At 54.0% G+C, this 23,417-nt stretch carries 21 protein-coding genes and 1 pseudogene; 6 read left to right on the plus strand and 16 right to left on the minus strand.

Going from position 1 to position 23,417, the window contains the following annotated elements; translation table 11 throughout:
- Positions 1-3: 3 nt before the first annotated feature.
- Positions 4-2,265 carry a 5-methyltetrahydropteroyltriglutamate--homocysteine S-methyltransferase gene (gene metE, locus BZK40_RS20450; RefSeq protein WP_079935192.1) on the minus strand — a complete coding sequence of 754 codons (2,262 nt, stop codon included), beginning with the start codon at positions 2,263-2,265 and terminating at the stop codon, positions 4-6.
- A 235-nt stretch (positions 2,266-2,500) separates the two neighbouring features.
- On the opposite strand from metE, the gene metR reads away from it, so the two are divergent.
- On the plus strand, positions 2,501-3,454 hold the full coding sequence (gene metR, locus BZK40_RS20455) for an HTH-type transcriptional regulator MetR (RefSeq protein WP_003017908.1): 954 nt from the start codon (positions 2,501-2,503) through the stop codon (positions 3,452-3,454).
- Here metR and BZK40_RS20460 read toward each other — a convergent pair.
- The 3 genes from BZK40_RS20460 to pldB all read right to left on the minus strand — a co-directional run bounded on the left by BZK40_RS20460 (position 3,342) and on the right by pldB (position 6,153).
- Entirely contained in the window at positions 3,342-4,241 is a 900-nt protein-coding gene (locus BZK40_RS20460) for a carboxylate/amino acid/amine transporter (RefSeq protein WP_079935193.1), read from the minus strand. The genes metR and BZK40_RS20460 overlap by 113 nt on opposite strands.
- Positions 4,242-4,320: 79 nt before the next feature.
- Entirely contained in the window at positions 4,321-5,121 is an 801-nt protein-coding gene (gene yigL, locus BZK40_RS20465) for a sugar/pyridoxal phosphate phosphatase YigL (RefSeq protein ID WP_008787091.1), read from the minus strand.
- 15 nt (positions 5,122-5,136) lie between these two features.
- A complete protein-coding gene (pldB, locus tag BZK40_RS20470) occupies positions 5,137-6,153 on the minus strand; it encodes a lysophospholipase L2 (RefSeq protein ID WP_003017911.1) in 1,017 nt (338 codons plus the stop codon).
- A 110-nt stretch (positions 6,154-6,263) separates the two neighbouring features.
- On the opposite strand from pldB, the gene rhtB reads away from it, so the two are divergent.
- Both rhtB and BZK40_RS20480 read left to right on the plus strand, forming a co-directional pair.
- Positions 6,264-6,884: a homoserine/homoserine lactone efflux protein gene (rhtB, locus tag BZK40_RS20475; RefSeq protein ID WP_003828938.1), complete on the plus strand. Its 621-nt coding sequence runs from the start codon at positions 6,264-6,266 to the stop codon at positions 6,882-6,884.
- A 162-nt stretch (positions 6,885-7,046) separates the two neighbouring features.
- Positions 7,047-7,915: pseudogene (locus BZK40_RS20480) on the plus strand (Rpn family recombination-promoting nuclease/putative transposase).
- Positions 7,916-7,953: 38 nt separating this feature from the next.
- Here BZK40_RS20480 and rhtC read toward each other — a convergent pair.
- The 3 genes from rhtC to pldA form a co-directional block, all read right to left on the minus strand.
- Positions 7,954-8,574, minus strand: a complete 621-nt coding sequence (gene rhtC, locus BZK40_RS20485) for a threonine export protein RhtC (RefSeq protein WP_003828942.1) — start codon at positions 8,572-8,574, stop codon at positions 7,954-7,956.
- Positions 8,575-8,637: 63 nt separating this feature from the next.
- Positions 8,638-10,467: an ATP-dependent DNA helicase RecQ gene (gene recQ / locus BZK40_RS20490; protein WP_079935194.1), complete on the minus strand. Its 1,830-nt coding sequence runs from the start codon at positions 10,465-10,467 to the stop codon at positions 8,638-8,640.
- An 88-nt stretch (positions 10,468-10,555) separates the two neighbouring features.
- Positions 10,556-11,425, minus strand: coding sequence for a phospholipase A (gene pldA, locus BZK40_RS20495; RefSeq protein WP_003828947.1), 870 nt, complete (start codon positions 11,423-11,425; stop codon positions 10,556-10,558).
- Between the two features lie 165 nt (positions 11,426-11,590).
- On the opposite strand from pldA, the gene yigI reads away from it, so the two are divergent.
- Entirely contained in the window at positions 11,591-12,058 is a 468-nt protein-coding gene (gene yigI, locus BZK40_RS20500; RefSeq protein ID WP_003017917.1) for an acyl-CoA thioesterase YigI, read from the plus strand.
- 51 nt (positions 12,059-12,109) lie between these two features.
- A complete protein-coding gene (gene rarD, locus BZK40_RS20505) occupies positions 12,110-13,003 on the plus strand; it encodes an EamA family transporter RarD (protein ID WP_003828953.1) in 894 nt (297 codons plus the stop codon).
- A 72-nt stretch (positions 13,004-13,075) separates the two neighbouring features.
- Here the strand turns inward: rarD and corA are convergent, their stop codons facing one another.
- The 8 genes from corA to lptM form a co-directional block, all read right to left on the minus strand.
- On the minus strand, positions 13,076-14,026 hold the full coding sequence (corA, locus tag BZK40_RS20510; RefSeq protein WP_003017920.1) for a magnesium/cobalt transporter CorA: 951 nt from the start codon (positions 14,024-14,026) through the stop codon (positions 13,076-13,078).
- Positions 14,027-14,180: 154 nt separating this feature from the next.
- On the minus strand, positions 14,181-14,237 hold the full coding sequence (gene ysgD / locus BZK40_RS24705) for a YsgD/CorL family protein (protein WP_212723238.1): 57 nt from the start codon (positions 14,235-14,237) through the stop codon (positions 14,181-14,183).
- Between the two features lie 247 nt (positions 14,238-14,484).
- Positions 14,485-16,647, minus strand: a complete 2,163-nt coding sequence (uvrD, locus tag BZK40_RS20515) for a DNA helicase II (protein WP_003828957.1) — start codon at positions 16,645-16,647, stop codon at positions 14,485-14,487.
- 88 nt (positions 16,648-16,735) lie between these two features.
- Positions 16,736-17,452, minus strand: a complete 717-nt coding sequence (yigB, locus tag BZK40_RS20520; RefSeq protein WP_079935195.1) for a 5-amino-6-(5-phospho-D-ribitylamino)uracil phosphatase YigB — start codon at positions 17,450-17,452, stop codon at positions 16,736-16,738.
- Positions 17,452-18,354, minus strand: a complete 903-nt coding sequence (gene xerC, locus BZK40_RS20525) for a tyrosine recombinase XerC (protein WP_048227524.1) — start codon at positions 18,352-18,354, stop codon at positions 17,452-17,454. Before xerC ends, yigB begins: the two co-directional genes overlap by 1 nt.
- On the minus strand, positions 18,351-19,058 hold the full coding sequence (locus BZK40_RS20530) for a DUF484 domain-containing protein (protein WP_079935196.1): 708 nt from the start codon (positions 19,056-19,058) through the stop codon (positions 18,351-18,353). Before BZK40_RS20530 ends, xerC begins: the two co-directional genes overlap by 4 nt.
- Positions 19,055-19,879, minus strand: coding sequence for a diaminopimelate epimerase (gene dapF, locus BZK40_RS20535; protein WP_003017933.1), 825 nt, complete (start codon positions 19,877-19,879; stop codon positions 19,055-19,057). The genes BZK40_RS20530 and dapF overlap by 4 nt, the downstream gene beginning before the upstream one ends.
- A gap of 49 nt (positions 19,880-19,928) precedes the next feature.
- Positions 19,929-20,132, minus strand: a complete 204-nt coding sequence (lptM, locus tag BZK40_RS20540; protein ID WP_003017937.1) for an LPS translocon maturation chaperone LptM — start codon at positions 20,130-20,132, stop codon at positions 19,929-19,931.
- A 138-nt stretch (positions 20,133-20,270) separates the two neighbouring features.
- Here lptM and cyaY point away from each other — a divergent pair, with 138 nt between their 5' ends.
- Positions 20,271-20,591, plus strand: a complete 321-nt coding sequence (cyaY, locus tag BZK40_RS20545) for an iron donor protein CyaY (RefSeq protein WP_003828967.1) — start codon at positions 20,271-20,273, stop codon at positions 20,589-20,591.
- Positions 20,592-20,666: 75 nt separating this feature from the next.
- On the opposite strand, the gene cyaA is transcribed toward cyaY, so the two are convergent.
- Positions 20,667-23,213 carry a class I adenylate cyclase gene (cyaA, locus tag BZK40_RS20550; RefSeq protein ID WP_032934207.1) on the minus strand — a complete coding sequence of 849 codons (2,547 nt, stop codon included), beginning with the start codon at positions 23,211-23,213 and terminating at the stop codon, positions 20,667-20,669.
- Positions 23,214-23,417: the final 204 nt, after the last annotated feature.

The raw sequence follows: 23,417 nt of genomic DNA on the forward strand, positions 1-23,417 counted from the left end.
GAATTACGCCTGACGCAGATTCTGCGCCGCTTTGACCATGTTCGCCAGCGCAGCACGGGTTTCCGGCCAGCCGCGGGTTTTCAGGCCGCAGTCCGGGTTCACCCACAGACGTTCTGCTGGAATGCGCTGCTCGGCTTTCTTCAACAGGGCTTCAATCCACTCCACGCTCGGAACGTTCGGTGAGTGAATATCATATACGCCCGGCCCGATTTCGTTCGGATAGTCGAACTCTTCAAACGATTCCAGCAACTCCATATCAGAGCGCGAGGTTTCGATGGTGATCACATCCGCATCCAGCGCCGCAATGGAGTCCATGATGTCGTTGAACTCGCAATAACACATGTGGGTGTGGATCTGGGTTTCATCCTTCGCTACCGCCGCGTTAATGCGGAAGGCTTCCACGCCCCACTCCAGATACGCCGCCCAGTCGCTGCGACGTAGTGGTAAACCTTCACGCAGTGCCGGTTCATCAATCTGGATGATGCCGATACCCGCCGCTTCCAGATCCGCCACTTCATCACGCAGCGCCAGCGCGATCTGCTTCGCGATGGTTTCACGCGTCACGTCTTCACGCGGGAATGACCAGCAGAGAATGGTCACCGGACCGGTCAGCATGCCTTTTACCGGTTTGTCGGTCAGCGACTGGGCATATTTCGCCCACTCCACGGTGATCGCTTCCGGGCGGCTGACGTCGCCAATCACCACCGGCGGCTTCACGCAGCGAGAGCCGTAGCTCTGCACCCAACCGTTCTGGGTAAAGACGAAGCCGTCCAGGTGTTCGCCAAAGTATTCGACCATGTCATTACGCTCGGCTTCACCGTGTACCAGCACGTCGAGACCCAGACGTTCCTGTTCAACAATCGCCTGTTTAATATGTTCCGCAATTCCGGTGCGATAGTTCCCAGCATCCAGGTTGCCCTTTTTGAAATCCAGGCGCAGGCCGCGAATTTCTGTGGTTTGCGGGAATGAACCGATAGTCGTAGTCGGCCATGCCGGCAGATTAAAGCGGGCACGTTGCGCCTCGGCACGAACCGGGTAAGCGTTAGCGCGCTGGCTGTCCTGGGCGGTGATTGCCGCCAGACGTTTTTCCACTGTGGCGTTGTGTACGCGGGTAGAGTGACGACGAGCCTGAATCGGTGCGCTCCACTCGACAATTGCTGCCGTATCACCGCTATTCAACGCATCGCGCAGCAGCGCCAGCTCGCCGCACTTTTGCAACGCGAAGGCAAACCAGCTCTTCACTTCTGCATCAAGGCGAGTTTCCACACTGAGATCGATTGGGCTATGCAGCAGGGAGCAGGAAGAAGCCACCCACAGGTTACGTTTCCCGACGATATCTTTGATTTGTGCGTATTTTTCGCTGAGATCGGCACGCCAGACGTTGCGGCCGTTCACCAGCCCCGCTGACAGCAGCCAGTCGACTGGCAGACGCGTGTGCAGCTCGGCTGCATCATCTTTGCCGTGCACGAAGTCAACGTGCAGCCCCTGCACTGGCAGCGCGGTAATGGTATCCAGGTTTGGCGTTACGCCTTCGAAGTAGGTGGTCAGTAGCAGCTTCACCTGACCCGTCAGCGCGTCATAAGCTGGTTTGAAGGCGTCCAGCCACGCTTGCGGCAATTCCAGTACCAGCGCGGGTTCGTCAATCTGCACCCACTCAATACCGCGTTTCGCCAGCTCGGCCAGTACCTGCTGGTAAACCGGCAGAATGTCGTTCAACAGGCTCAGGCGATCAAACTGTTCGCCTTTCACTTTACCCAACCACAGGTAGGTTACCGGCCCCAGCAGCACAGGCTTCACCTTGTGACCGAGCGCCAGCGCTTCGTCCACTTCATCCAGCAGTTGGGTCCAGGTCAGTTTGAACTGCTGACCTTTAGTGAACTCTGGCACCATGTAGTGATAGTTGGTGTTAAACCATTTGGTCATTTCTGCCGCCGCTGCGGGTTCACCCGTTGGTGCGCGGCCACGGCCAATGCGGAATAAGGTATCGATATCGACCGAGCCGTCTTTATTTTGATGGCGAGCCGGAACGTTGCCGAGCAGCAGGCTGGTGGTCAGCACGTGATCGTACCAGGCAAAATCACCCACCGGCAGCAGGTCAACACCCGCCTGCTTCTGCTGATCCCAGTGGCGGGCACGCAGCTCGCGGCCAACGGTCAGCAAATCTTCACGGGAAGAATTTCCCGCCCAGTAGCTTTCTTGCGCTTTCTTCAACTCGCGACGCAGGCCAACGCGAGGGAAACCGAGGGTGTGATTCAATATTGTCATTTTTCTTCCTCTAATTATATGTAAATCCTATGGATTTTGAATTTAGGGAAGGCGGCAAGTTTACTCATCCCCAGGAGCTTACTGAAGTAAGTGACTGGGGTGGGGAAACGAAGCCAACGCACCATAAATTTAAAAGACGAAGGATTTTAGCCGTCCAGATGTTTACACATCCATAATTGGCGGTTACTGTATATTCCTCAAGCGCAATTTGTTCATGCCGAAGTGAAGGACTTTCATGATCGAGATTAAACACCTGAAAACGCTCCAGGCGTTGCGGAATAGTGGTTCTCTGGCAGCCGCAGCGGCGACGTTGCATCAGACCCAATCCGCCCTTTCTCACCAGTTCAGCGATCTGGAGCAGCGCCTTGGCTTTCGACTTTTTATCCGTAAAAGCCAGCCTCTGCGCTTTACGCCGCAGGGAGAAATCCTGCTGCAGTTAGCCAATCAGGTGTTGCCGCAAATTGGTCGTGCGCTGCAGGCCTGCAACGAACCGCAGCAAACCCGGCTGCGAATTGCGATTGAATGTCACAGTTGTATTCAATGGCTGACGCCCGCGCTGGAGAATTTTCGTGCCAACTGGCCGCAGGTGGAGATGGACTTTAAATCCGGCGTGACGTTCGATCCGCAACCAGCGCTACAGCAGGATGAGCTGGATCTGGTGTTAACCTCCGACATCCTGCCGCGCAGCGGATTGCACTACTCACCGATGTTTGATTTTGAAGTCCGCCTGGTACTGGCGCCTGACCATCCGTTGGCCAGCAAAACACAAATCACACCGGAAGATTTGGCCAGCGAGACGCTGCTGATTTACCCGGTACAGCGGAGTCGACTGGATGTATGGCGGCATTTTCTGCAGCCTGCAGGCGTTAGTCCGTCGCTGAAAAGCGTGGATAACACCTTGCTGCTGATTCAGATGGTTGCAGCCAGGATGGGTATCGCGGCATTACCGCACTGGGTGGTGGAGAGCTTTGAACGCCAGGGCCTGGTAGTGACCAAGACCCTGGGTGATGGATTGTGGAGCCGACTGTACGCCGCCGTGCGTGATGGCGAGCAGCGACAGCCGGTCACGGAAGCGTTTATTCGCTCAGCGCGGAATCACGCTTGCGATCACCTACCGTTTGTACGGAGTGCGGAACGACCCACTTTCGATGTACCCACAGTGAAGCCACTATCACAGCCGCACCAATGATGAAGCTTGGCCAGTGAGGTTGTTGATGCCAGATAGCCAGGTTAACCAGCAGTCCGGCAGGGACATGCATATTGTTCATGATGCCCAGCGTGCCCGCATCCACCTGGGTCGCGCCGTAGTTCCACATAAAGTAACCAATGCCGGACGCCGCCACGCCAAGAAAGACCAGAATTCCCCACTGTAGCGTGGTTGCAGGCATTTTCTGCGCATTGCCCAACATGAACCAGGCCACGACAGCCACCATAAAGGCGCCCATATAAAACCAGGCAAAGGCGTTGTGCTGCGGCATTGGCCGCGTCTCCATCAGACGTTTATAGCCCACCATACCAATGGCAAAGCTGATATTGGACAACTGCACCAGCAGCAGACCGGTCCAGAAGTGGCTGGTCACCTGATCGTAACGAATGATCCCCGCGCCAATCACCGCCAGCAACGCACTAAAGGCGTAACTCCAGCGCAGACGACGTCCGCTCATCAGATCATAAATCAGCGTAATGTAGAGCGGCGTCAGCACGGTAAAGAGCAGCAGTTCTGAAACCGTCAGGTACAGATAGGCGTGAAAACTCAGCATGTACATAATGCCAAGCTGCATGGCACCCACCAGCATATACAGCCCGATCGTTTTTACGCTGTGCCCACGAGTACGTAGAAACGGCAGGAACACCAGCGCCGCCAGCCCAACGCGCACCAGCACCGCAAAATAGCTATCGACATGACCGGCAAGGTACTCGCCAAACAGGCTAAAGGAAAAGGCCCACAGAATTGTGGTAATGATGAGTAACGCCACAATGGATGTCTCTTAACAAAAGGTACACCCATTGTAGCGAAGTTTTTAGTTGACAACTGGTCAACTAATGAACAGAAGGTTACTGCAAAAACAGTTCACGCAGATAGTGTGGCACGGCATCGTCGGCATTAAGACCAATGACTTCCAGTTCCGGGTGCAGATCCTTCAGGCGCTGGTGGGCGTTGCCCATGATGCAGCCTTTACCTGCCATGGAGAGCATTTCCGCATCGTTCATCCCGTCGCCAAAGGCGATGCAGTCTTTCAGGCTGTAGCCCATCGCTTTTGCTACCGCTTCCAGCGCATGACCTTTCGATACGCCGCCAGCCATGACTTCCAGACAGGTAAGCGTAGAGAAGCTGACGTTGACGCGATCGCCCCAGCGGGCGTTAATCGCCTGCTCCAGCGGCAGTAGCCTTTCGTGAGAGTCGGTGGTGAAGAACACTTTGCTGACGCCCTCAGGCTCCAGTAATGCAGGTTCAAACAGTGAATAGTTAAACACCGCTTCTTTGAAGAAACGCATTTCGTCCGGACGATGGCGATTCATAAACCACTCATCATCACGATATACGTTGGTCACGATGTCCGGGTTTGCATTCACTACGCCAAACAGGTCGCTGGCAATATCGCGATCCAGGTTATGGGAAAACACCAGATTCCCGTCAGAATCATGCACGCGCGCGCCGTTGGACGTGATCATGTAGGTTTTAATGCCGAGGTTATCGCGAATTTGCCCCACATCAACATGATGACGGCCAGTCGCAAACACGAAGTTAACACCGCGAGCGGTCAATAACTTCAGCGTCTCTTTGGCATAAGGGGACAGAGTATGGTCGGGAGAAAGCAGCGTACCGTCTAAATCAGACGCAACAACCTGATACATAAGAAAATTCAACCTCTAGGCAAAGCGGGTTCCGCTGGATGAGTTATGCTTGTCGAAAAATTCGACAATAGCGTTAAGCGCGACTGAGCGCATGGCGTCCTTTTCAAAAAGGATCTCATGGTACGCGCCTTTGATGACAAGCGGCTGACCCCCTTCTACAGGATGGCCCGCTGCGGCGCGGAGTTCACAAAAACGATCGTGCATGCGGTTATCTACCACACGCTCTTCTTCAGCCTGAATCAGCAGCGTCGGCGTCGCATCATCCCCGGCGCCAGCCAAAACCTGTTCGCCAGCCAGAATCCCTTCACGTACCCAGTGATAGGTGGGGCCGCCAACGCGCAACCGCGGCTCATCAGCATAAAAGCGTAGATTGCGCCGATAGCGCTGTCGACTATGGGTTAACGCATTCATACCGAACGGCAGCGCCCGCCAGCGCCCGGTTCCCATCGCATAGCCTTCGCGGATCCGCGGATGCCCTTCGGCCCAGTCCAGTATATGGCGCACCATCCAGTCGGGAAAGCGCATCACAATACCAAACATCGGTGCGCAAAGCGCGATGGCATCACACTGATTCGGGTGGCGCTGCAGGAATAACGTGGCAATCGCCCCGCCCATTGAATGCGCCAGGATATAGCGTTTTCTCCACGGGCCGGGTAGCACTTCCTGCTGCCAGAAGGCGGTTAGATCGTCGACATAATCATTAAAGTTATCGACATGACCGCGGTGCGGATCCGAAAGCATACGCCCGGAACGCCCCTGGCCACGGTGATCGATAATGAGAACGTCAAAACCAGAATGAAACAGGTCATACGCCAGTTCAGCGTATTTCACGTAGCTTTCAATGCGTCCAGGACAGACGACGATGACGCGATCGTTTTTTTCTGCATGAAAACGAACAAAATGTACGGGAATATCATCCACGCCCGTAAATTCCGCTTCTTCCCGCTGACGCCAGAAATCTGTCAGTGGCCCCATGGAAAAAGCAGCAAACGCGTTTTCTCTTGTTTCCCAGTCTTTTTGCTGCTGAAACATCGGGTATCCAGCCTCGCTGACCAAGTAAAATCGTTTTTTTCGCCGTCACTGACACAACCTAACGGCAGTAGCGTATTGTGGCATAAAAATAGACAATCCGGGAGTTTCTCATGACCTTTGAATGGTGGTTCGCCTACCTGCTGACCTCTATTATTTTGAGCTTGTCCCCAGGCTCTGGCGCAATCAATACCATGACCACCGCCATCAGCCACGGATATCGCGGTGCCAGCGCGTCGATTGCGGGTTTGCAGACCGGGTTGGGTATTCATATCGTTCTGGTTGGCGTAGGACTGGGAACGCTATTTTCACGTTCGGTGATCGCATTTGAGGTGCTGAAGTGGGCGGGAGCGGCCTATCTGATTTGGCTGGGTATTCAACAATGGCGCGCGGCGGGTGCTATCGATCTGAATACCATGGCGAATACGCAATCGCGCAGCCGGCTGTTCAAACGCGCGGTCTTTGTTAATCTGACCAATCCTAAGAGCATAGTTTTCCTTGCCGCTCTGTTCCCGCAGTTCATCCTGCCGCAGGAACCGCAGTTGATGCAGTACGTGGTGCTTGGCGTCACAACCATCGTGGTCGATATCATTGTGATGATCGGTTACGCGACGTTGGCCACGCGCATTGCTGGCTGGATTAAAGGGCCAAAGCAAATGAAGGCGCTCAACAAAGTGTTTGGTTCGCTATTTATGCTGATAGGCGCCCTGCTGGCATCGGCAAGGCATGCCTAACAAATGGAACGGCACTCGCAAAGAAATGCTATCTGTAAGAGCCTCTGAACATGGCTTTTCGTACTTCGCCACAAAGGGAGAAAAGCCTTATATTCTGCACTGTTAGACGTTAATTGCTAATGCCAGAATGCTGCCATATTCACCACTCACGGATGATTAACGATGGCGGAAGTAACAACACCACATGACGCAGTATTTAAAACCTTCCTCTCCCGCGTGGAAACCGCGCGGGACTTTATCGAACTTCATCTTCCTCCCTCGTTAATCAAAATATGCAAACTGGAAACGCTCCGTCTGGAATCAGGCAGTTTTGTGGAGGACGATCTGCGCCCCTATTTCAGCGATATTCTCTACTCACTGGAAACCACCAGCGGACATGGCTATGTACATGTGCTCATTGAGCATCAAAGCTCACCGGATAAGCACATGTCATTTCGCCTGATGCGCTACGCTATCGCAGCGATGCAGCGTCATCTTGAGGCTGGAAACGACACTCTGCCGCTGGTTATTCCAGTGCTCTTTTACCATGGCAAGGCTCAATGAACTGGCTGGATCACTTTGAGGATTCTGGAACCGCCCTTCAACTTTACAGCACACCATTTCCGTTGGTGGATGTGACGGTTATTCCAGATGATGAGATCATGCAGCATCGCAGTATGGCAGCGCTGACATTAGTACAAAAACACATTCGCCAGCGCGACATGGCGCAGCTGCTGGATAAACTTACCCGCCTGTTTATGCTGGAGAAGATGAGCGGACAACAAATAACCGTGCTGGTAAACTACATGGTGCAAGCAGGGAATACACAAGATGTTCAGACATTATTGTATAAGCTGGCACAGCGGGTGCCGCAGCATGGAGACAAACTGATGACAATGGCGGATCAACTAAAGCAGATAGGCCGTGAAGAAGGGAGGCGCATTGCCCTTACTGATGTAGCAAAAGCGATGCTCAAGCGAGGTCTTGATACCGATGCAATTATGGAAATGACCGGCCTTTCGAAGGATGAGCTACAGAAGCTTGCGCAATAAGCCGCATACCGCCTGGGAGTCCCAGGCGGGCAACAAACTTAGCGCGAAATAATCAGATGGATACCAAAGCCTGCGAACAGCGCACCGGCAAAACCATCAATCCACTTCGCCAGACGCTGATAGCCACGACGCATTTTTGGCAGAGCAAACAGGCTGGCGACCACGGTAAACCACGCCAGCGTTTCCACGATAATCAGAGCAAAGATCCCCCAACGCGCGCCCGTTCCCACGTTGTCGCCAACGAACAATGAGAAGACGGAGCCAAAATAGATAATGGCTTTAGGGTTCGCCAGGTTGGTCAGCAGACCTTTCAAAAAGCTGCGTCCGCTCTGCGCCAGCTCCACCTGCGGAGTGGGCGCTGCAACATCCTGTTTTTTAAACGCGCCGCGCAGCATCTGATAACCCATCCAGCACAGATACAGCCCCCCGCCGACCATAATAATGGTATGCAGCCAGGCCATTTTTTCGATAATCAGATGCAGGCCGAGCAGTGCCACGCCAGCCCAGACCATGACGCCGCAGGTAATGCCCAGCACGCCCATCATAGCTTCTTTGCGCGAACGGCTAACCGCAGTTTGAGAAACAAAAAAGAAATCGGGACCGGGGCTCATCAGCGCAACGATATGCACCAACGCAACGGTGAAAAATAGCGTTAACATAAAAATGACTCGCGGGGGAATAGTTCAGTGAGTCACCATCCTGGCACTTTTTTGCCCGGCTGACTACTCTTCGTCGTCACCATCAACGTGTGCGCGAATAAGCGCCATAAACTCTTTACCGAAACGCTCCAGTTTACGCATCCCCACACCGTTTACGCTTAGCATTTCACTCGGTGAAACCGGCATCTGCTCTGCCATTTCAATCAGCGTGGCGTCGTTGAACACCACGTACGGCGGAATGTTCTCTTCGTCGGCAATGGCTTTACGCAGCTTACGCAATTTGGCGAACAGTTTGCGGTCGTAGTTACCACCGAAGGATTTCTGCATCGCACGCGGTTTCAGCGCCACAATACGCGGTACAGCAAGCTGTAACGCAACGTCACCGCGCAACACCGGACGCGCGGCTTCTGTTAGCTGTAACGCGGAGTGATGAGCAATATTCTGCGTCACCAGGCCCAGGTGAATAAGCTGGCGAATAACGCTCACCCAGTGTTCGTGGCTTTGCTCACGACCAATGCCATAGACCGGCAGTTTGTCATGAGCCAGTTCGCGAATACGCTGGTTATTCGCTCCGCGCAGAACTTCCACGACGTACCCCATGCCGAAGCGTTGGTTAACACGGTAAATCGTCGACAGCGCTTTGCGCGCATCCATAAGTCCGTCGTACTGTTTTGGCGGGTCGAGACAGATATCGCAGTTGCCACACGGCTCCTGGCGCCCTTCGCCAAAATAGTTCAGCAGCACCAGACGACGACAGGTTTGTGCCTCGGCAAACGCCCCCATCGCATTGAGCTTATGACGCTCGATATCCAGTAGTTGCCCAGCGGGTTTCTCTTCGAGGCAACGGCGTAGCCATGCCATATCAGCCGGATCGTAAAACAGCATCGCTTCCGCAGGCAGGCCATCACGCCCGGCGCGGCCGGTTTCCTGGTAATAGGATTCGATGTTACGCGGAATATCGAAATGCACCACGAAGCGTACGTTAGGTTTGTTGATCCCCATACCGAACGCCACGGTCGCCACTACGATTTGCAGGTCATCACGCTGGAATTTCTCCTGCACCTCGGCGCGTACGGCATTTTCCAGCCCGGCATGATAAGCCCCGGCGCTGATGCCACGGCTTTGCAGACGCGCGGCGGTGTCTTCGACTTTGGCGCGACTGTTACAATAGATAATGCCAGACTTACCGCGCTGCTCTTGCACGTAGCGCATCAGCTGATCGAGCGGCTTAAACTTCTCCATCAGCATGTAGCGAATGTTCGGGCGGTCAAAGCTACTGATCTGAATTAACGGATCGTTGAGTCCCAGCAGACGCACAATGTCCAGCCGGGTTGTCTCATCCGCGGTCGCGGTCAGCGCCACAAACGGTAGCTTCGGGAAACGCTGACGCAGCTGGCCCAGCGCAGCGTACTCGGGGCGGAAATCATGCCCCCACTGCGAAATACAGTGCGCTTCATCAACCGCCAGCAGCACCGGATTCCAGTGCGCCAGATGCTCAAGGAAGTTATCCAGCATCAGGCGTTCGGGCGCAATATACAGTAAGCGAATCTGCCCGCTGCGACAGCCCGCCATCACCTCAAGCTGTTGTTCACGACTTTGAGTAGAATTCAGGCACGCCGCCGCCACGCCGTTGGCTAGCAGTTGATCGACCTGATCTTTCATCAGGGAAATCAGCGGGGAAACAACAACGGTGAGTCCGTTTAGCAATAATGCGGGAATTTGATAGCACAGGGATTTACCGCCGCCGGTCGGCATAACGACCAGGCAGTCGCGACCAGAGAGCACGGTATCAATGATTTCTTCCTGACCGGGGCGAAACTGTTGGTAGCCAAAGGTTTCCTGCAAAACCTGTTTAGCGCCCATTTCCAGATTCAACACTTCCGCCTGCGCCACATTAACCCCATTCGCCCGAAATAAAAACAGGCGCTATTTTCAGCGCCTGAGAGAGAAACTGCAATGATTAAAATACTCTCAATACTTATCAGAAGATATCGTTGAGCATCACGCCCACACCAACACGCGTCTGATTGAAGTTGTAGTCAATCAGCGATTCGCCGTAACCACTGTAGACCTGAGTGTATAGACGCACATGCTTCGTAATGGGATAACTGGCCCCCAGCTCTGCACCGCCGTAGCCGGTATTCCAGTTGTACTGGCCTTTCACGCTGATAACAGCGTCACCCAGGTGATACCCCATTTTCAGCTGATAGTAGCCCATGTATTTAGTGATATCAGGGTTATCGTCGGTGCTACCAATCACGTACCACGGCTTAACTTCCACCAGCCAGTTACCATTTTCAGCCATCAGACGGGTATAAAGACGGTTCCAGCTACGTGACGTGGGATCGGAACGGCCGTTGGAGTCATGGTTATAACCCATTTCGACATCACGAAGCGTCCAACCGGCAAAGCGATAGTCGGTGGCGAAACCGAGGAACAATTGCGGTTCGTAGTTGGTTTCGCGAAACGGTGAAGACTCTTCACTGTTCGAAAGCTGCCACCAGGACTTCTGGGTATAGGAACCACCAAGTACCGAGTTTGGGCCTAATATCCCGCGCCAGAGCGGAAACGCCAGGCTTAGCTGAAACTTAACCTCATCTTTGCGCGCATTTTCGGACCAGCTATAACTGCTGATCGCCTCTTTGTTCATGTCGCTGGTATTGGTGTAAATAAGATAGTTGGTATCATAAGGATAAAGCGTGAAAGGGTTGTCATGTTCCTGCAGCATATTGGCGATAATACTGCCACGAACCGCCGGTGCATCATGAATCTCTTTCACTGTCGCTTCCTGCGCATACGCGGTCAACGGCAGCATAATTGCTGGTAGTAACCATCCCAGAATCGCCCGCATCGGTAATGTTCTCCTGAACCAAAATATTGATGAATTGTATAATTATCTGGCAAGTATTCTACATACTTAGCTAGTTACTCGTTAGTCATCCCGTCCTAAAGTAGAAAACAACAAATAATAAGCATAATATCAACATTTCATTAACCATTGAGGTGTAGGGATCGTATGTCTGCCGTACTTACTGCTGAGGAAGCGCTGAAGTTAGTGGGTGAAATGTTTGTCTATCATATGCCGTTTAATCGGGCGCTGGGACTGGAGCTTGAACGCTATGAGAAAGAATTTGCTCAATTAGCCTTTAATAACCAACCGATGATGGTCGGCAACTGGGCGCAAAGCATTCTGCATGGCGGCGTGATCGCCTCGGCGCTGGACGTCGCCGCCGGGCTGGTATGCGTTGGGAGTACGCTGACCCGCCATGAAACGATCAGCGAGGACGAACTGCGTCAGCGGATGTCACGCATGGGTACAATCGATTTGCGTGTTGATTATCTGCGCCCCGGAAGAGGGAATCGCTTTACCGCCACCAGTAGCCTGCTGCGGGCGGGTAATAAAGTCGCTGTTGCGCGAGTGGAATTGCATAACGAAGAACAGCTTTATATTGCCAGCGCAACCGCCACTTATATGGTGGGGTAAGTGCCTAAAAAAAGGTAAACTGCTGTTACATTTCTGCAATGAGTTTTCCCGATGGATGCTAAACAAACGCGGCAGGGCGTGCTACTCGCTCTTGCTGCTTATTTTATTTGGGGTATCGCTCCCGCCTACTTCAAGCTGATTTACTATGTCCCGGCGGATGAGATCCTGACGCACCGCGTCATCTGGTCATTTTTCTTTATGGTGGTACTGATGAGCATCAGCCGCCAGTGGTCAGGCGTCAAAACGCTGCTACAAACGCCAAAGAAGATCTTCCTGCTGGCGCTCTCTGCAGTGCTCATCGGCGGAAACTGGCTGCTGTTCATTTGGGCGGTCAATAATCACCATATGCTGGAAGCCAGCCTCGGCTATTTTATTAACCCACTGGTGAATATTGTGCTGGGAATGCTATTCCTCGGTGAGCGCTTTCGTCGCATGCAGTGGCTGGCGGTACTGTTAGCCGCCTGCGGCGTGCTGGTACAGCTGTGGACCTTCGGATCGCTGCCAATAATCGCGCTGGGACTGGCGTTCAGCTTTGCATTCTATGGGCTGGTGCGCAAGAAGATTGCCGTCGAAGCACAAACCGGCATGCTGATCGAAACCCTGTGGCTTTTACCTGTCGCCGCCATCTATCTGTTTGGCATTGCGGACAGCTCAACCAGCCATATGGGGCAAAACCCCATGTCGCTCAACCTGCTGCTGATTGCCGCGGGTGTCGTGACCACCATTCCACTGCTGTGCTTTACCGGCGCGGCAACCCGCCTGCGTCTGTCCACGCTGGGATTCTTCCAGTATATCGGGCCTACGCTGATGTTCCTGTTGGCCGTCACCTTCTACGGTGAAGTCCCGGGAACGGATAAAATGGTCACGTTTGCGTTTATCTGGGTGGCGCTGGCGATTTTCGTGATGGATGCGATTTATACGCAACGACGGGTTCGTCGGAGCTAGGGGAGTGTCGGATGGCGCTTCGCTTATCCGGCCTACAAAAGCACATCGCCGTAGGCCGGATAAGTACAGTTATTACAGCCAGTTCTTGCGCTTAAAGTACAGATACGGCGCCAGTCCCGCGAGCATCATAAAGACAATCGCGCCCGGGTAACCGAAGCTCCAGTGCAATTCCGGCATAAACTCAAAGTTCATCCCGTAGCTGGAAGCCACCAGCGTCGGCGGCAGGAATACCACAGAAACCACCGAGAAGATCTTGATGATGCGGTTCTGCTCGATGTTGATAAAACCCATCGCCGCCTGCATCAGGAAGTTAACCTTCTGGAACAGCGATTCATTATGCGGCAGCAGTGACTCGATATCGCGCAGGATCTCACGCGCCTGCTCCAGCTGACTGCCCGGCAAACGCGCTTTACGCACCAGGAAGTTCAGCGCGCGCTGGGTATCCATCAGACACAGACGTACTTTCCAGCCGATATCTTCCAGTTCCGCCAGCGTCGACAGCGCTTCATCATATTCATCGCCCTGACGCCCTTCCATGATCACACGGCTGAGTTTTTCCAGGTCGCTGTAGATGTTTTCGATCTCATCCGCCAGCTGTTCAATTTTGGTTTCGAACAGGTCGAGCAACAGCTCGTAGGCGTTGCCATCCACCATAGCCTGGTTACGCGCACGCATGCGGTACAGGCGGAAGGCCGGCAGTTCGCGCTCGCGCAGAGTAAACAGGCGGCCTTCGCGAATGGTAAATGCGACGGTTGAGTTACCCGCGTGATCGTCGGCGTCTTCGTAAAAGAAGAAGGAGTGGATGTGCAGACCGTCTTCGTCTTCAAAAAAACGTGCGGATGCTTCGATGTCTTCCAGTTCAGGGCGCGTAGCCAGATTCTGGCCCAAGTCCTTTTGCACACGGTTTCGTTCTTCGTCATCCGGCTCGACTAAATCGACCCAAACCGAACTGGCCAGGTGCTCGATCTCGTCTGCCTCAAGGCGAGTTAAACGATTGTTTTCCAGTTGAAATGCGCTCAGCATGACCGGGACTCCCAATGCAAAAAATTATCGGACAGTTCGGAGGGCACACAGAAACAAATTGGGTTTCAGACCATTAAACAGCCTGACTCAGCGCGACGGGAAAAAACAGAAGGTCGCTGACAACCGCGAAGGCTATCAGCAAAAAGGGATAGCCTTAGGAGTTGATCCTGGATGACAGGATAATGAGCCAGTATCTACTGGGTGTGTCCAAGGCGAATGTCCTCTTAGCGTAATCGTGCGCGCATGTTACGCCAGCAAAATTTTGACGTCAACACGCAACGGATGGCGAAAAAGTAATAATTTCCCCTTATACAGAAAGGTTAGCAGAGGGGAATTATTTATCTATGATTTCAGAATATTAACCGACAGATAGCCGGATGGCGCCTTCGCCTTATCCGGCCTACAAATCAAAATATTACGTTCCGCGTAGGCCTGATAAGCGCAGCGACATCAGGCGATCATACCGTTTCCAGTCTGGCGTAGGCGGCAACCAGCCATTTGATCCCCTGCCCCTGGAATGCGACCTGCAAACGACTGTGTTCGCCGCTTCCTTCCAGGTTGACGATGGTGCCCTCGCCAAATTTAGCGTGGCGCACGCGCTGGCCGAGCTTGTAGCCGGTATCATTTTCCGCCATTGGCGTGCCCATCCGCTGATGGCTCACCGGGCGGCTGACAGTGGCGCGCAGGCGAACCTCTTCAACGCACGCTTCCGGCAGTTCGCCGATAAAGCGCGACGGACGATGGTAAACCTCTTTGCCGTACAGACGACGCGTTTCGGCGTAGGTCAGCGTCAGCTTTTGCATTGCACGGGTCACGCCTACGTAAGCCAGGCGGCGCTCTTCTTCGAGGCGACCACCTTCGTCCAGCGACATCTGGCTGGGGAACATACCTTCTTCCATCCCGACGATAAACACCTGCGGGAACTCCAGACCTTTCGCCGAGTGCAGCGTCATCAACTGTACCGCGTCCTGCCAGGTATCCGCCTGCCCTTCGCCCGCTTCCAGCGCAGCGTGAGACAGGAACGCCTGCAGCGGCATTAAGTCTTCGTCTTCTTCGTTGTAGCTGAACTGGCGCGTTGCCGTCACCAGTTCGTCTAAGTTTTCGATACGCGTCTGGCCTTTCTCACCTTTTTCCTGCTCGTACATCATGCGCAGGCCGGAGTCTTTAATCACCCGGTCAGTCTGCACGTGCAGCGGCATATCGGCAGTCTCCTGGGCCAGTGCGTCAATCAGCTCCATAAAGCGCTGTAAGGCACTGGCGGCGCGACCCGCGAGGGCTTTTTCCTGCAACAGCTCACGACAGGCCTGCCACAACGTTAGCTGGCGGTCACGGGAGGTCTGACGCACCACATCCAAAGTACGATCGCCAATCCCGCGGGTGGGCGTATTCACCACGCGCTCAAATGCGGCGTCGTCATTGCGGTTGGCGATCAGACGCAGGTAGGAAAGTGCATCTTTGATTTCCTGGCGTTCGAAGAAGCGCATCCCGCCATAAATCCGATACGGCATGCTGGCCTGTAACAACGCCTCTTCCAGTACGCGCGACTGGGCGTTGCTGCGATAAAGAATAGCGCATTGCTCCAGCGCACCACCGTTGTCCTGCCAGGTCTTGATACGATTGACCACAAAGCGCGCTTCATCGAGTTCGTTGAACGCGCAGTACAGCGAGATCGGTTCGCCGTCGACGCCGTCGGTCCACAGCTTTTTACCCAGACGCCCGTTGTTGTTTTCAATCAGGGCGTTGGCCGCGCTGAGGATATTGTTAGTCGAGCGGTAGTTCTGCTCCAGGCGAATAGTTTCTGCGCCGGGGAAATCCGTGAGGAAGCGCTGGATGTTCTCCACCTGCGCTCCGCGCCAGCCGTAGATTGACTGATCGTCATCGCCGACGATCATTACCTTGCCGGTATCGCCCGCCAGCAGGCGGATCCACGCGTACTGAATGTTGTTGGTATCCTGAAATTCGTCCACCAGGATATTGGTAAAACGTTCGCGGTAGTGCTGCAGGATATGCGGTTTGTTGAGCCACAGCTCGTGGGCGCGCAGCAGCAGCTCGGCGAAATCCACCAGCCCCGCGCGGTCACACGCTTCCTGGTAAGCCTGATACACTTTCTGCCAGGTTTGCTCAACCGGGTTGCCGTAGCTTTGCAGATGATGCGGACGCAGCCCTTCGTCTTTCTGGCTGTTGATGAACCACATCGCCTGACGCGGCGGCCACTGCTTCTCATCAAGGTTCATCGCCTTGATCAGACGCTTGAGCAAACGCAGTTGGTCTTCACTGTCGAGGATCTGAAAATCCTGCGGCAGGTTCGCATCCATATGGTGTGCGCGCAGCAGACGGTGGGCCAGACCGTGGAATGTACCTACCCACATACCGCCCTGGCTGGTTCCCATGATCTGGCCGATACGGTGGCGCATTTCCGCCGCCGCTTTGTTGGTAAAGGTCACCGCCATAATGGAGTACGGCGAGTTGTTCTCAACCGTCAGTAACCAGGCGATACGGTGCACCAGCACGCGCGTTTTACCACTCCCCGCGCCTGCCAGAACCAGCATGTTGCTGCGTGGCGCGGCCACCGCTTCACGCTGTTTATCATTAAGGCTGTCGAGCAGGTAAGAAACGTCCATTGGCACCGCCGCGTAAAAGTAGGTAAGGCGGATAAGCGTAGCGCCATCCGCCAAAAAGCTGGGTATATATACAGAGTTCTGCTGGTGATTATATCAGCGAGGTTAGAGATGCCAACTGTGAAATTTCGATATGCGGAAGCAAACGACTGTCTGCGGTTTGCATCAGGTCGGCATTTTCCGGTTTGATCCAGCATGCCTGCATACCACAACGGATGGCGCCCGCGACGTCCGTCGTCAGGTCATCACCCACGTGCAGAATCTCACCCACAGGCATTTTCAGTTTTTCCGCCGCCAACGTGTACATGTCGCTAAACGGTTTTGATCGCCCGTCGGGACCGGCACGCAGCACAAACTCAAAGTAATCACCCAGGCCAAACAGTTCCGGCTGCGCGTTACCGTTGGTGATCGCCACCAGCGGCCATTTGCGGGCCAGCGCCTTCAGCGTGTCATGCGTCGTCTGCGGGACTTCAATGCGGCTACGCCATTTGGCAAAATTCATCATCGCCGCATTCGCCCCCATTCTGGCTTCTGCCGCTGACAACCCCGCCTCCAGCATAGCGCGCTCTACGGCACGGTGACGCCATTGGGTAACATCGTGGTAGATTTCCGGCTCAGCGTCGCGAACGGCCTGACGTAAGCGCTGTAGGTCGCTATTTTGCAGCGAATTCAACGCCGGGTGGTAATTCTGTACAAACGCGAGCGCTTCCTGCTCGGTGCGTTTGATAACGGGACGGTTATCGTAAAGGGTGTCATCAAGGTCAAAGGTGAGCGCAGAAATGCGCCCCAAAGGCCGGTAAAAACGCATTATTTCCCCCGTTTGGCGCGCGGATGCGCCGCATCGTACACTGAAGCCAGGTGTTGAAAATCAAGATGGGTATAGATTTGGGTCGTGGAGAGATTGGCATGCCCCAATAACTCCTGCACTCCGCGCAGATCGCCGCTCGACTCAAGCATATGCGTCGCAAAGGAGTGACGCAATTTGTGGGGATGTACGTGGCTGTTCAGCCCCTGCTTGATACCCCATTCAGCAAATCGTTTCTGCACGTTACGCGCCGAGATACGTTTGCCCAGTTTGGACAGAAATAGCGCATCGTCATCGCTGCCAAATAGCCCGCGTAGATCCAGCCAGTGCTCAATCCAAGCCACCGCGTTGCGGCCAATCGGCAGACGACGCTCTTTACTGCCCTTACCCATCACCCACACTTCGCCGGTGTCGAGGTCGAGATGTTTAATATCCAGCCCAACCAACTCAGATAAACGCAGACCCGCGCCGTACATCACTTCCAGCATTGCTCTATCGCGCACAGCAAGGGGATCGTTGAGATCGATATCCAGCAGACGATTAACATCGTCGACATCGATATTTTTAGGGAGATGACGCGGTGCTTTCGGCGCGGAAACGCTTTTTGCCGGATTAGCTTTCAGCTCGCCCTGATTAACCAGCCAATCGAAGAAACTGCGTAACGCGGAGAGACGCAGTGCCAGACTCGCCGGCCCCAGTCCTTTACGACGGCTGCGAACAGCAAAACTACGTACCATCGCAGCATCACATTGTTGCCAGCTTTGCAGACCGGTCTCTCCGGATAACGCAATGATGGCATCAAGCTGACGCTGATAATTAAGCAATGTGACCGGGCTAAGCTGACGCTCAACGCCCAGATAGCGCAAAAAGCGCGCCACATCCTGAGAAAGGGGTGAATCGGTCATACGCGTTCAATCCAGCGCTCCAGCAGTTCCGGCAACATCAGCGAGATTTCCTGCAGCAATTGCGTGCCTTGCCCCTGCTGGTAATGATTAACGTCACGGCTGCTAAACAGCATCACGCCCAAAGAGCCATCTTGCCCGAGCATCGACATCGCCACCGAGCCTATGGCTTTCGCCTCCGGCATCATGACCAGCAATTCCGGACCATTGAGCGGCCCAAGATAGTGCTGTGACTGACCCAGACGCTGGATACGCAGCGGTTCAAAAGCCTGACGGCTTAATGCCAGATGGGTGAATTTTGATGGCGCGCCAAGTCGCCAGCGATCCGGGAACAGACGAACCGTCGCTCCGGCCAGCCCTAACTCACGCGCCCAGCGATGAAATCGCATCAGCATGTCGTCAAGACTGCTGGCCGACACCAGCCGCCCTTGCAGATTTAACAGACGATAGAACAGGCTTTCATTGGCGTTGGCTTGTTCCATCAACAACGCCATGTTCTCTTCCAGCACGTTAATATGATTACGTGCCCGCGCCATATTCCATTCCACTAAAGAGACCGTGCCCCGCACTGGGTGCGGAACTCGCATCGCTTCAACGGCCTGGGCATTACGGATAAAAAACTCAGGATTACGTTGCAGGTAATCGACGACCGCCCGGTCGTCCAGCTCCATGAGCGTTTCCTGTAGTTCTTCCCCTGGTTGCTTCATAAGTGAATAAATCCGTCGTAGACATGTGCCGCCGGGCCAGTCATATACAACGGATGACCCGGACCTTTCCAGGCGATATCAAGTCGACCGCCCGGTAATTCCACCCTCACTTCTTCCGCCAGCAGACCCTGCTGGATACCGACCGCAACGGCAGCGCACGCACCGCTGCCGCAGGCCTGCGTTTCACCCGCGCCGCGCTCATAGACGCGCAGTCGGATATGCTCGCGTTTTACCACCTGCATAAATCCGATATTGGCGCGTTCAGGGAAGCGTTCGTGGCTTTCCAGAACCGGTCCCAGTGTTTCTACCGTGGCCGTATCAACATCATCAACCTGAATCACGCAGTGCGGGTTCCCCATTGAAACCACGCCGCACAATACTGTCTGTTCGGCCGCGCGCATAATATAGGTCTTCTCTGCTTTGTTAGCGCGAAAAGGAACCTGCGAGGGTTCAAAATTGGGTTCGCCCATATTCACCCGCACCAGCTCGTCGTCGGTTACGGTTAATACCATACGACCATTCGCGGTACTGACGCGAATATCACGTTTATTGGTCAGCCCTTTCAGGCGAACAAAACGGGCAAAACAGCGGGCACCATTGCCACACTGTGACACTTCACTGCCGTCGGCATTAAAAATACGGTAGTGGAAATCCAGCTCCGGATCATACGGAGGCTCAACCACCAGCAGTTGATCAAATCCAACGCCGAGATGTCTGTCGGCCAGGCGGCGGATCAGCTCTGGTGAGAAAAAGACATTCTGCGTTACCGCGTCGACGACCATAAAATCGTTGCCAAGGCCATGCATTTTAGAGAATTGCATCATTCACTCCGTTCACGCGGGTACAGAAATGTAAAATCTATTCCTGCCGTTAGTAATTCACCTGAGAAGGCCCATCACTAATCCCACGATCGTTTTTCTCTGGCGTGGTGGATTGCGATTGCGGCTGAACGCTCTTGGTCGGAGGCGGCGCGGTTTTATCAGCTGGCGGGAAATAGAGCGGGCCTTTTAACCCACAGCCCGTCAGGCTGAACAGAGTAAAAATGACAGCGAGTGGCTTTAACACGTTTTTCATTATGGATTGCCTGTAAAGTTCATGCTTTCTGTTTTCTATCATCGCAGGAGAAGGCGTAAAAGCAAGAGTTTGGCTAAAAACTGCATCGCGATTTATTCCACGTTATACTGCGGGCATCACGAAAAATAGGATAAGAAAATGAACGACAGTGAATTTCATCGCCTTGCTGACACCCTTTGGATGACCATTGAAGAACGTCTGGATGACTGGGATGGCGACAGCGATATCGATTGTGAGATCAACGGCGGCGTGCTGACCATCAGCTTCGAAAACGGCAGCAAAATTATCATTAACCGTCAGGAGCCGCTCCACCAGGTGTGGCTGGCGACCAAACAGGGCGGCTACCACTTTGACCTGAAAGGCGACGAATGGATCTGCGACCGAAGCGGCGAAACGTTCTGGGATCTGTTGGAACAAGCGGCAACGCAGCAGGCGGGTGAAGAGGTGAGCTTCCGCTAAGCTTTAGTGCCGGATGCGCTTTGCTTATCCGGCCTACTTTAGCCCGGTAAGCGTCGCGCCACCGGGCAAGTTAACTCACGAGAAATACTGCTGTAACAGCGGCGTGTCGTTGTCCTGACTGGCTGGCGGAACGGCGCTAATCGGCTGGGTGCGGAACGGAATCACCTGCGCGCGCCCGTCGGTTTTCACAATCTGATAGAACTGCGGCAGGTTAAAGTTGATGAAGCTGGAGCCGTAGGTAAAACGATCGTGCGACGATGAGTAGAAACGGCTGACGTCGCGTACTAACTCCTCTTTGCTACCTTCGCAGTGGTGATACACCTCAGCCCGATTGCTTTCGTCCAGAATGTAGATATTAAAGCCCTGCTCATCACCCGTTTCTTCGAAAAAGAACTGAATAATCCCTTCGCTGGCAAAACCGTCGACCACCGACGGAAGTTTCACATGGTTGGTCTCAACCTGGACGGAAAGCCCGTGCAGTTTGTTATGTGAAATCGCGCCATAGAATTCAATTGCGTTTTCCAGCTTCTGTACCGAAACGTTCAGGCGCTCGAAGAACAATCCCCACGTCTGGCCGGAAACACGCAGCGCTTTGAAACGTCCGGTTTCCTGACGGGTGCTGGAGAGGCGTAATTCGATGCACTCAGACACCAGTTGCTGGACGCGGGTGCGAATTAAACCGCGCAGATGCTGGCTATAGCAGAACACCTCGACGCTATCTGGCGGCGCGGCATCCTGGTGCATTTTGCCCAGAATCGTTTTTAACGCTTCAATCATCGCCTGCTCGCCGTTGAAGTGCAGCGTACGCACTTCATTCCACGAGTTGCGGTACAGCAGGTCGACGCTTCCTACCAGGCAATTTTGCTCTTCGCCAAAGCTGAAGACGTCCAGCTTACGGAAATCAAAATGCACCACCTGATTGCGAAACGCTGCCGTTGGGTCATATTCGAGGTTAACGATAATCGCCAGATGGCGAATTTCGCATGGGCTATAGAGCGCTTTCGGCGTTGGTGCAGGCAGCCGCAGCGGGAAGTGGTGCGATACGTCGGCGACCATTTCCTGCAGCTTCGGCAAATCAACAATGCCGTTGCCCTTAATAAACAAATGCGTACGCGAGGTCAGCAGGCCGTTGAACCAGGCCCACGCCACCAGCTTATTTAGATAGCGGTTATATTCCAGCGGCTGATGGCTAATGATCGAGTCCATGTTCGGTGCGCGGTTGTAGAGATACCAACCTGAACGGTTGGCACGACCCGGCGGTACATGGATAAAGGTCAGATTCGGTTCCGAGAGATCCGGAGATATCTGTGGGTTCACCAGCGTGACTTTACCCGGCAACGCTTCAAACGCGGCATACAGCTTACGGGTCAGCACGCCGATATCCTGCGGGCTGGCGCTGACGCTGAGGTTATTGCGCCGCGCAAAGCGGATCAGATTACGATAGCTCTGCATCATCGCATCGAGCAGTTCGTTATGCGCTTCGCGTACCTGGTCAATCTTCCAGTTAGCGCGGTTATCCAGCATGGTCAGACGGGCGTCATCCCAGCCCCACTCTTTCACTAACTGACTTAATACTTCACGACGCCAGCCCACGCAGGCGCGCTCACGGCTCAGTTTCTCACACACTTTTAAGTAGAAACATCGACGCACTAAATCCAGGCGCGTCGGATCTTCGATCGCCGTGAGGTACTCGGTAACGCGCTCCAGCATCATGCAGTAAGGGTCGAGACCAAAAGAGACGATCTCGCCATCGTGCAGGCGCTGTTTAATATCTTTCGCCAACAGGCGTGGATTTGGGTATTCCCAGGAATAGGCTTCCAGCAGCAGCGTTTTCAGCACCGCTTTGTACGGGGAGTCGATACTCTTGTACAACTGCCAGAGGCTGGCGCCAAAGTACTCTTCGGCGGAAAGCGAACTGAGTCCGCCGAGATCCAGCCATTCGTTTGGCGTTAGCACCCCCTGCGCGTAGAGCGTCATGACGTAATCGTCGTAATGCTCTTCTTCGTCGCCAGGCACCATATTCCACAGAATACGTTTACCCGCGAGGCGCACAGCGGTGCGATAGAATTCATCAAGCAACAGGATATGCTGCGTCGAGCCACAGTCTTCACCACCCAGACTGCCGCTTTCATTGTGACGGAAACGGTTTTCATCAATCAGGAAGAAACTGACCTCCACGCCCAGCGAGGCGGCCCAGCTTTCCAGCAGGCTGCATTTACGCTGCAGCAGCTGGCGCTCTTCGCTATCCAGCCAGGATTGATGGCAGACCCAGATATCAAGGTCAGAGGAACAGCTTTGCCCTACCGAAGAGGTGCTGCCCATTGAGTAAACGCCGGTGATCGGCAGTTCGCCCTTGGGAGGATCCTGCGGCGACATACCGCGGTACAGTTCCAGTTCGTTCAGGTAGTGGCGTTGGGTTTCATCAGGCGTGTAAAAGCATATGCCTTTGGGAACGTTACCATCGAGGTAACCCGGCATCAGCGGATGGTGGTAGTGCAATAATGTCGGCAGCAGACTGTATACCTGCTGGAAGGCAGGTCCCATGGCAGCAAGCGCGCGATCCACACGCAGTTGATTTATGGCATCCAGTCTCTGTTTCAGAGTCTCAATATAGAGGTACAAGACGTATCGCCTGATGTTGCTATCCGTCATGTTGTCGATTGCCGCGGCGCAAGCGCTCACAATAATCGCCATCAATTCGGATAAACCGTATGTCAAAAATAACCGTTACCTGTTTTTCGCCCATATTTTTTTATGCTGTACAGCCGAAAAAATGGTCTAAAACGTGATCAATTTAACACCTTGCTCATTGACCGTAAAGAAAGA

The organism is Citrobacter portucalensis, from assembly GCF_002042885.1.
GTDB classification, from domain to species: Bacteria; Pseudomonadota; Gammaproteobacteria; order Enterobacterales; family Enterobacteriaceae; genus Citrobacter; species Citrobacter portucalensis.

Excerpts from the sequence above, each read along its gene's own strand:
- metE (WP_079935192.1), bottom strand. The coding sequence starts at position 2,265 with ATGACAATATTGAATCACACCCTCGGTTTCCCTCGCGTTGGCCTGCGT.
- metR (WP_003017908.1), top strand. The coding sequence starts at position 2,501 with ATGATCGAGATTAAACACCTGAAAACGCTCCAGGCGTTGCGGAATAGT.
- yigL (WP_008787091.1), bottom strand. The coding sequence starts at position 5,121 with ATGTATCAGGTTGTTGCGTCTGATTTAGACGGTACGCTGCTTTCTCCC.
- pldB (WP_003017911.1), bottom strand. The coding sequence starts at position 6,153 with ATGTTTCAGCAGCAAAAAGACTGGGAAACAAGAGAAAACGCGTTTGCT.
- rhtB (WP_003828938.1), top strand. The coding sequence starts at position 6,264 with ATGACCTTTGAATGGTGGTTCGCCTACCTGCTGACCTCTATTATTTTG.
- rhtC (WP_003828942.1), bottom strand. The coding sequence starts at position 8,574 with ATGTTAACGCTATTTTTCACCGTTGCGTTGGTGCATATCGTTGCGCTG.
- pldA (WP_003828947.1), bottom strand. The coding sequence starts at position 11,425 with ATGCGGGCGATTCTGGGATGGTTACTACCAGCAATTATGCTGCCGTTG.
- yigI (WP_003017917.1), top strand. The coding sequence starts at position 11,591 with ATGTCTGCCGTACTTACTGCTGAGGAAGCGCTGAAGTTAGTGGGTGAA.
- rarD (WP_003828953.1), top strand. The coding sequence starts at position 12,110 with ATGGATGCTAAACAAACGCGGCAGGGCGTGCTACTCGCTCTTGCTGCT.
- corA (WP_003017920.1), bottom strand. The coding sequence starts at position 14,026 with ATGCTGAGCGCATTTCAACTGGAAAACAATCGTTTAACTCGCCTTGAG.
- uvrD (WP_003828957.1), bottom strand. The coding sequence starts at position 16,647 with ATGGACGTTTCTTACCTGCTCGACAGCCTTAATGATAAACAGCGTGAA.
- yigB (WP_079935195.1), bottom strand. The coding sequence starts at position 17,452 with ATGCGTTTTTACCGGCCTTTGGGGCGCATTTCTGCGCTCACCTTTGAC.
- xerC (WP_048227524.1), bottom strand. The coding sequence starts at position 18,354 with ATGACCGATTCACCCCTTTCTCAGGATGTGGCGCGCTTTTTGCGCTAT.
- BZK40_RS20530 (WP_079935196.1), bottom strand. The coding sequence starts at position 19,058 with ATGAAGCAACCAGGGGAAGAACTACAGGAAACGCTCATGGAGCTGGAC.
- dapF (WP_003017933.1), bottom strand. The coding sequence starts at position 19,879 with ATGCAATTCTCTAAAATGCATGGCCTTGGCAACGATTTTATGGTCGTC.
- lptM (WP_003017937.1), bottom strand. The coding sequence starts at position 20,132 with ATGAAAAACGTGTTAAAGCCACTCGCTGTCATTTTTACTCTGTTCAGC.
- cyaY (WP_003828967.1), top strand. The coding sequence starts at position 20,271 with ATGAACGACAGTGAATTTCATCGCCTTGCTGACACCCTTTGGATGACC.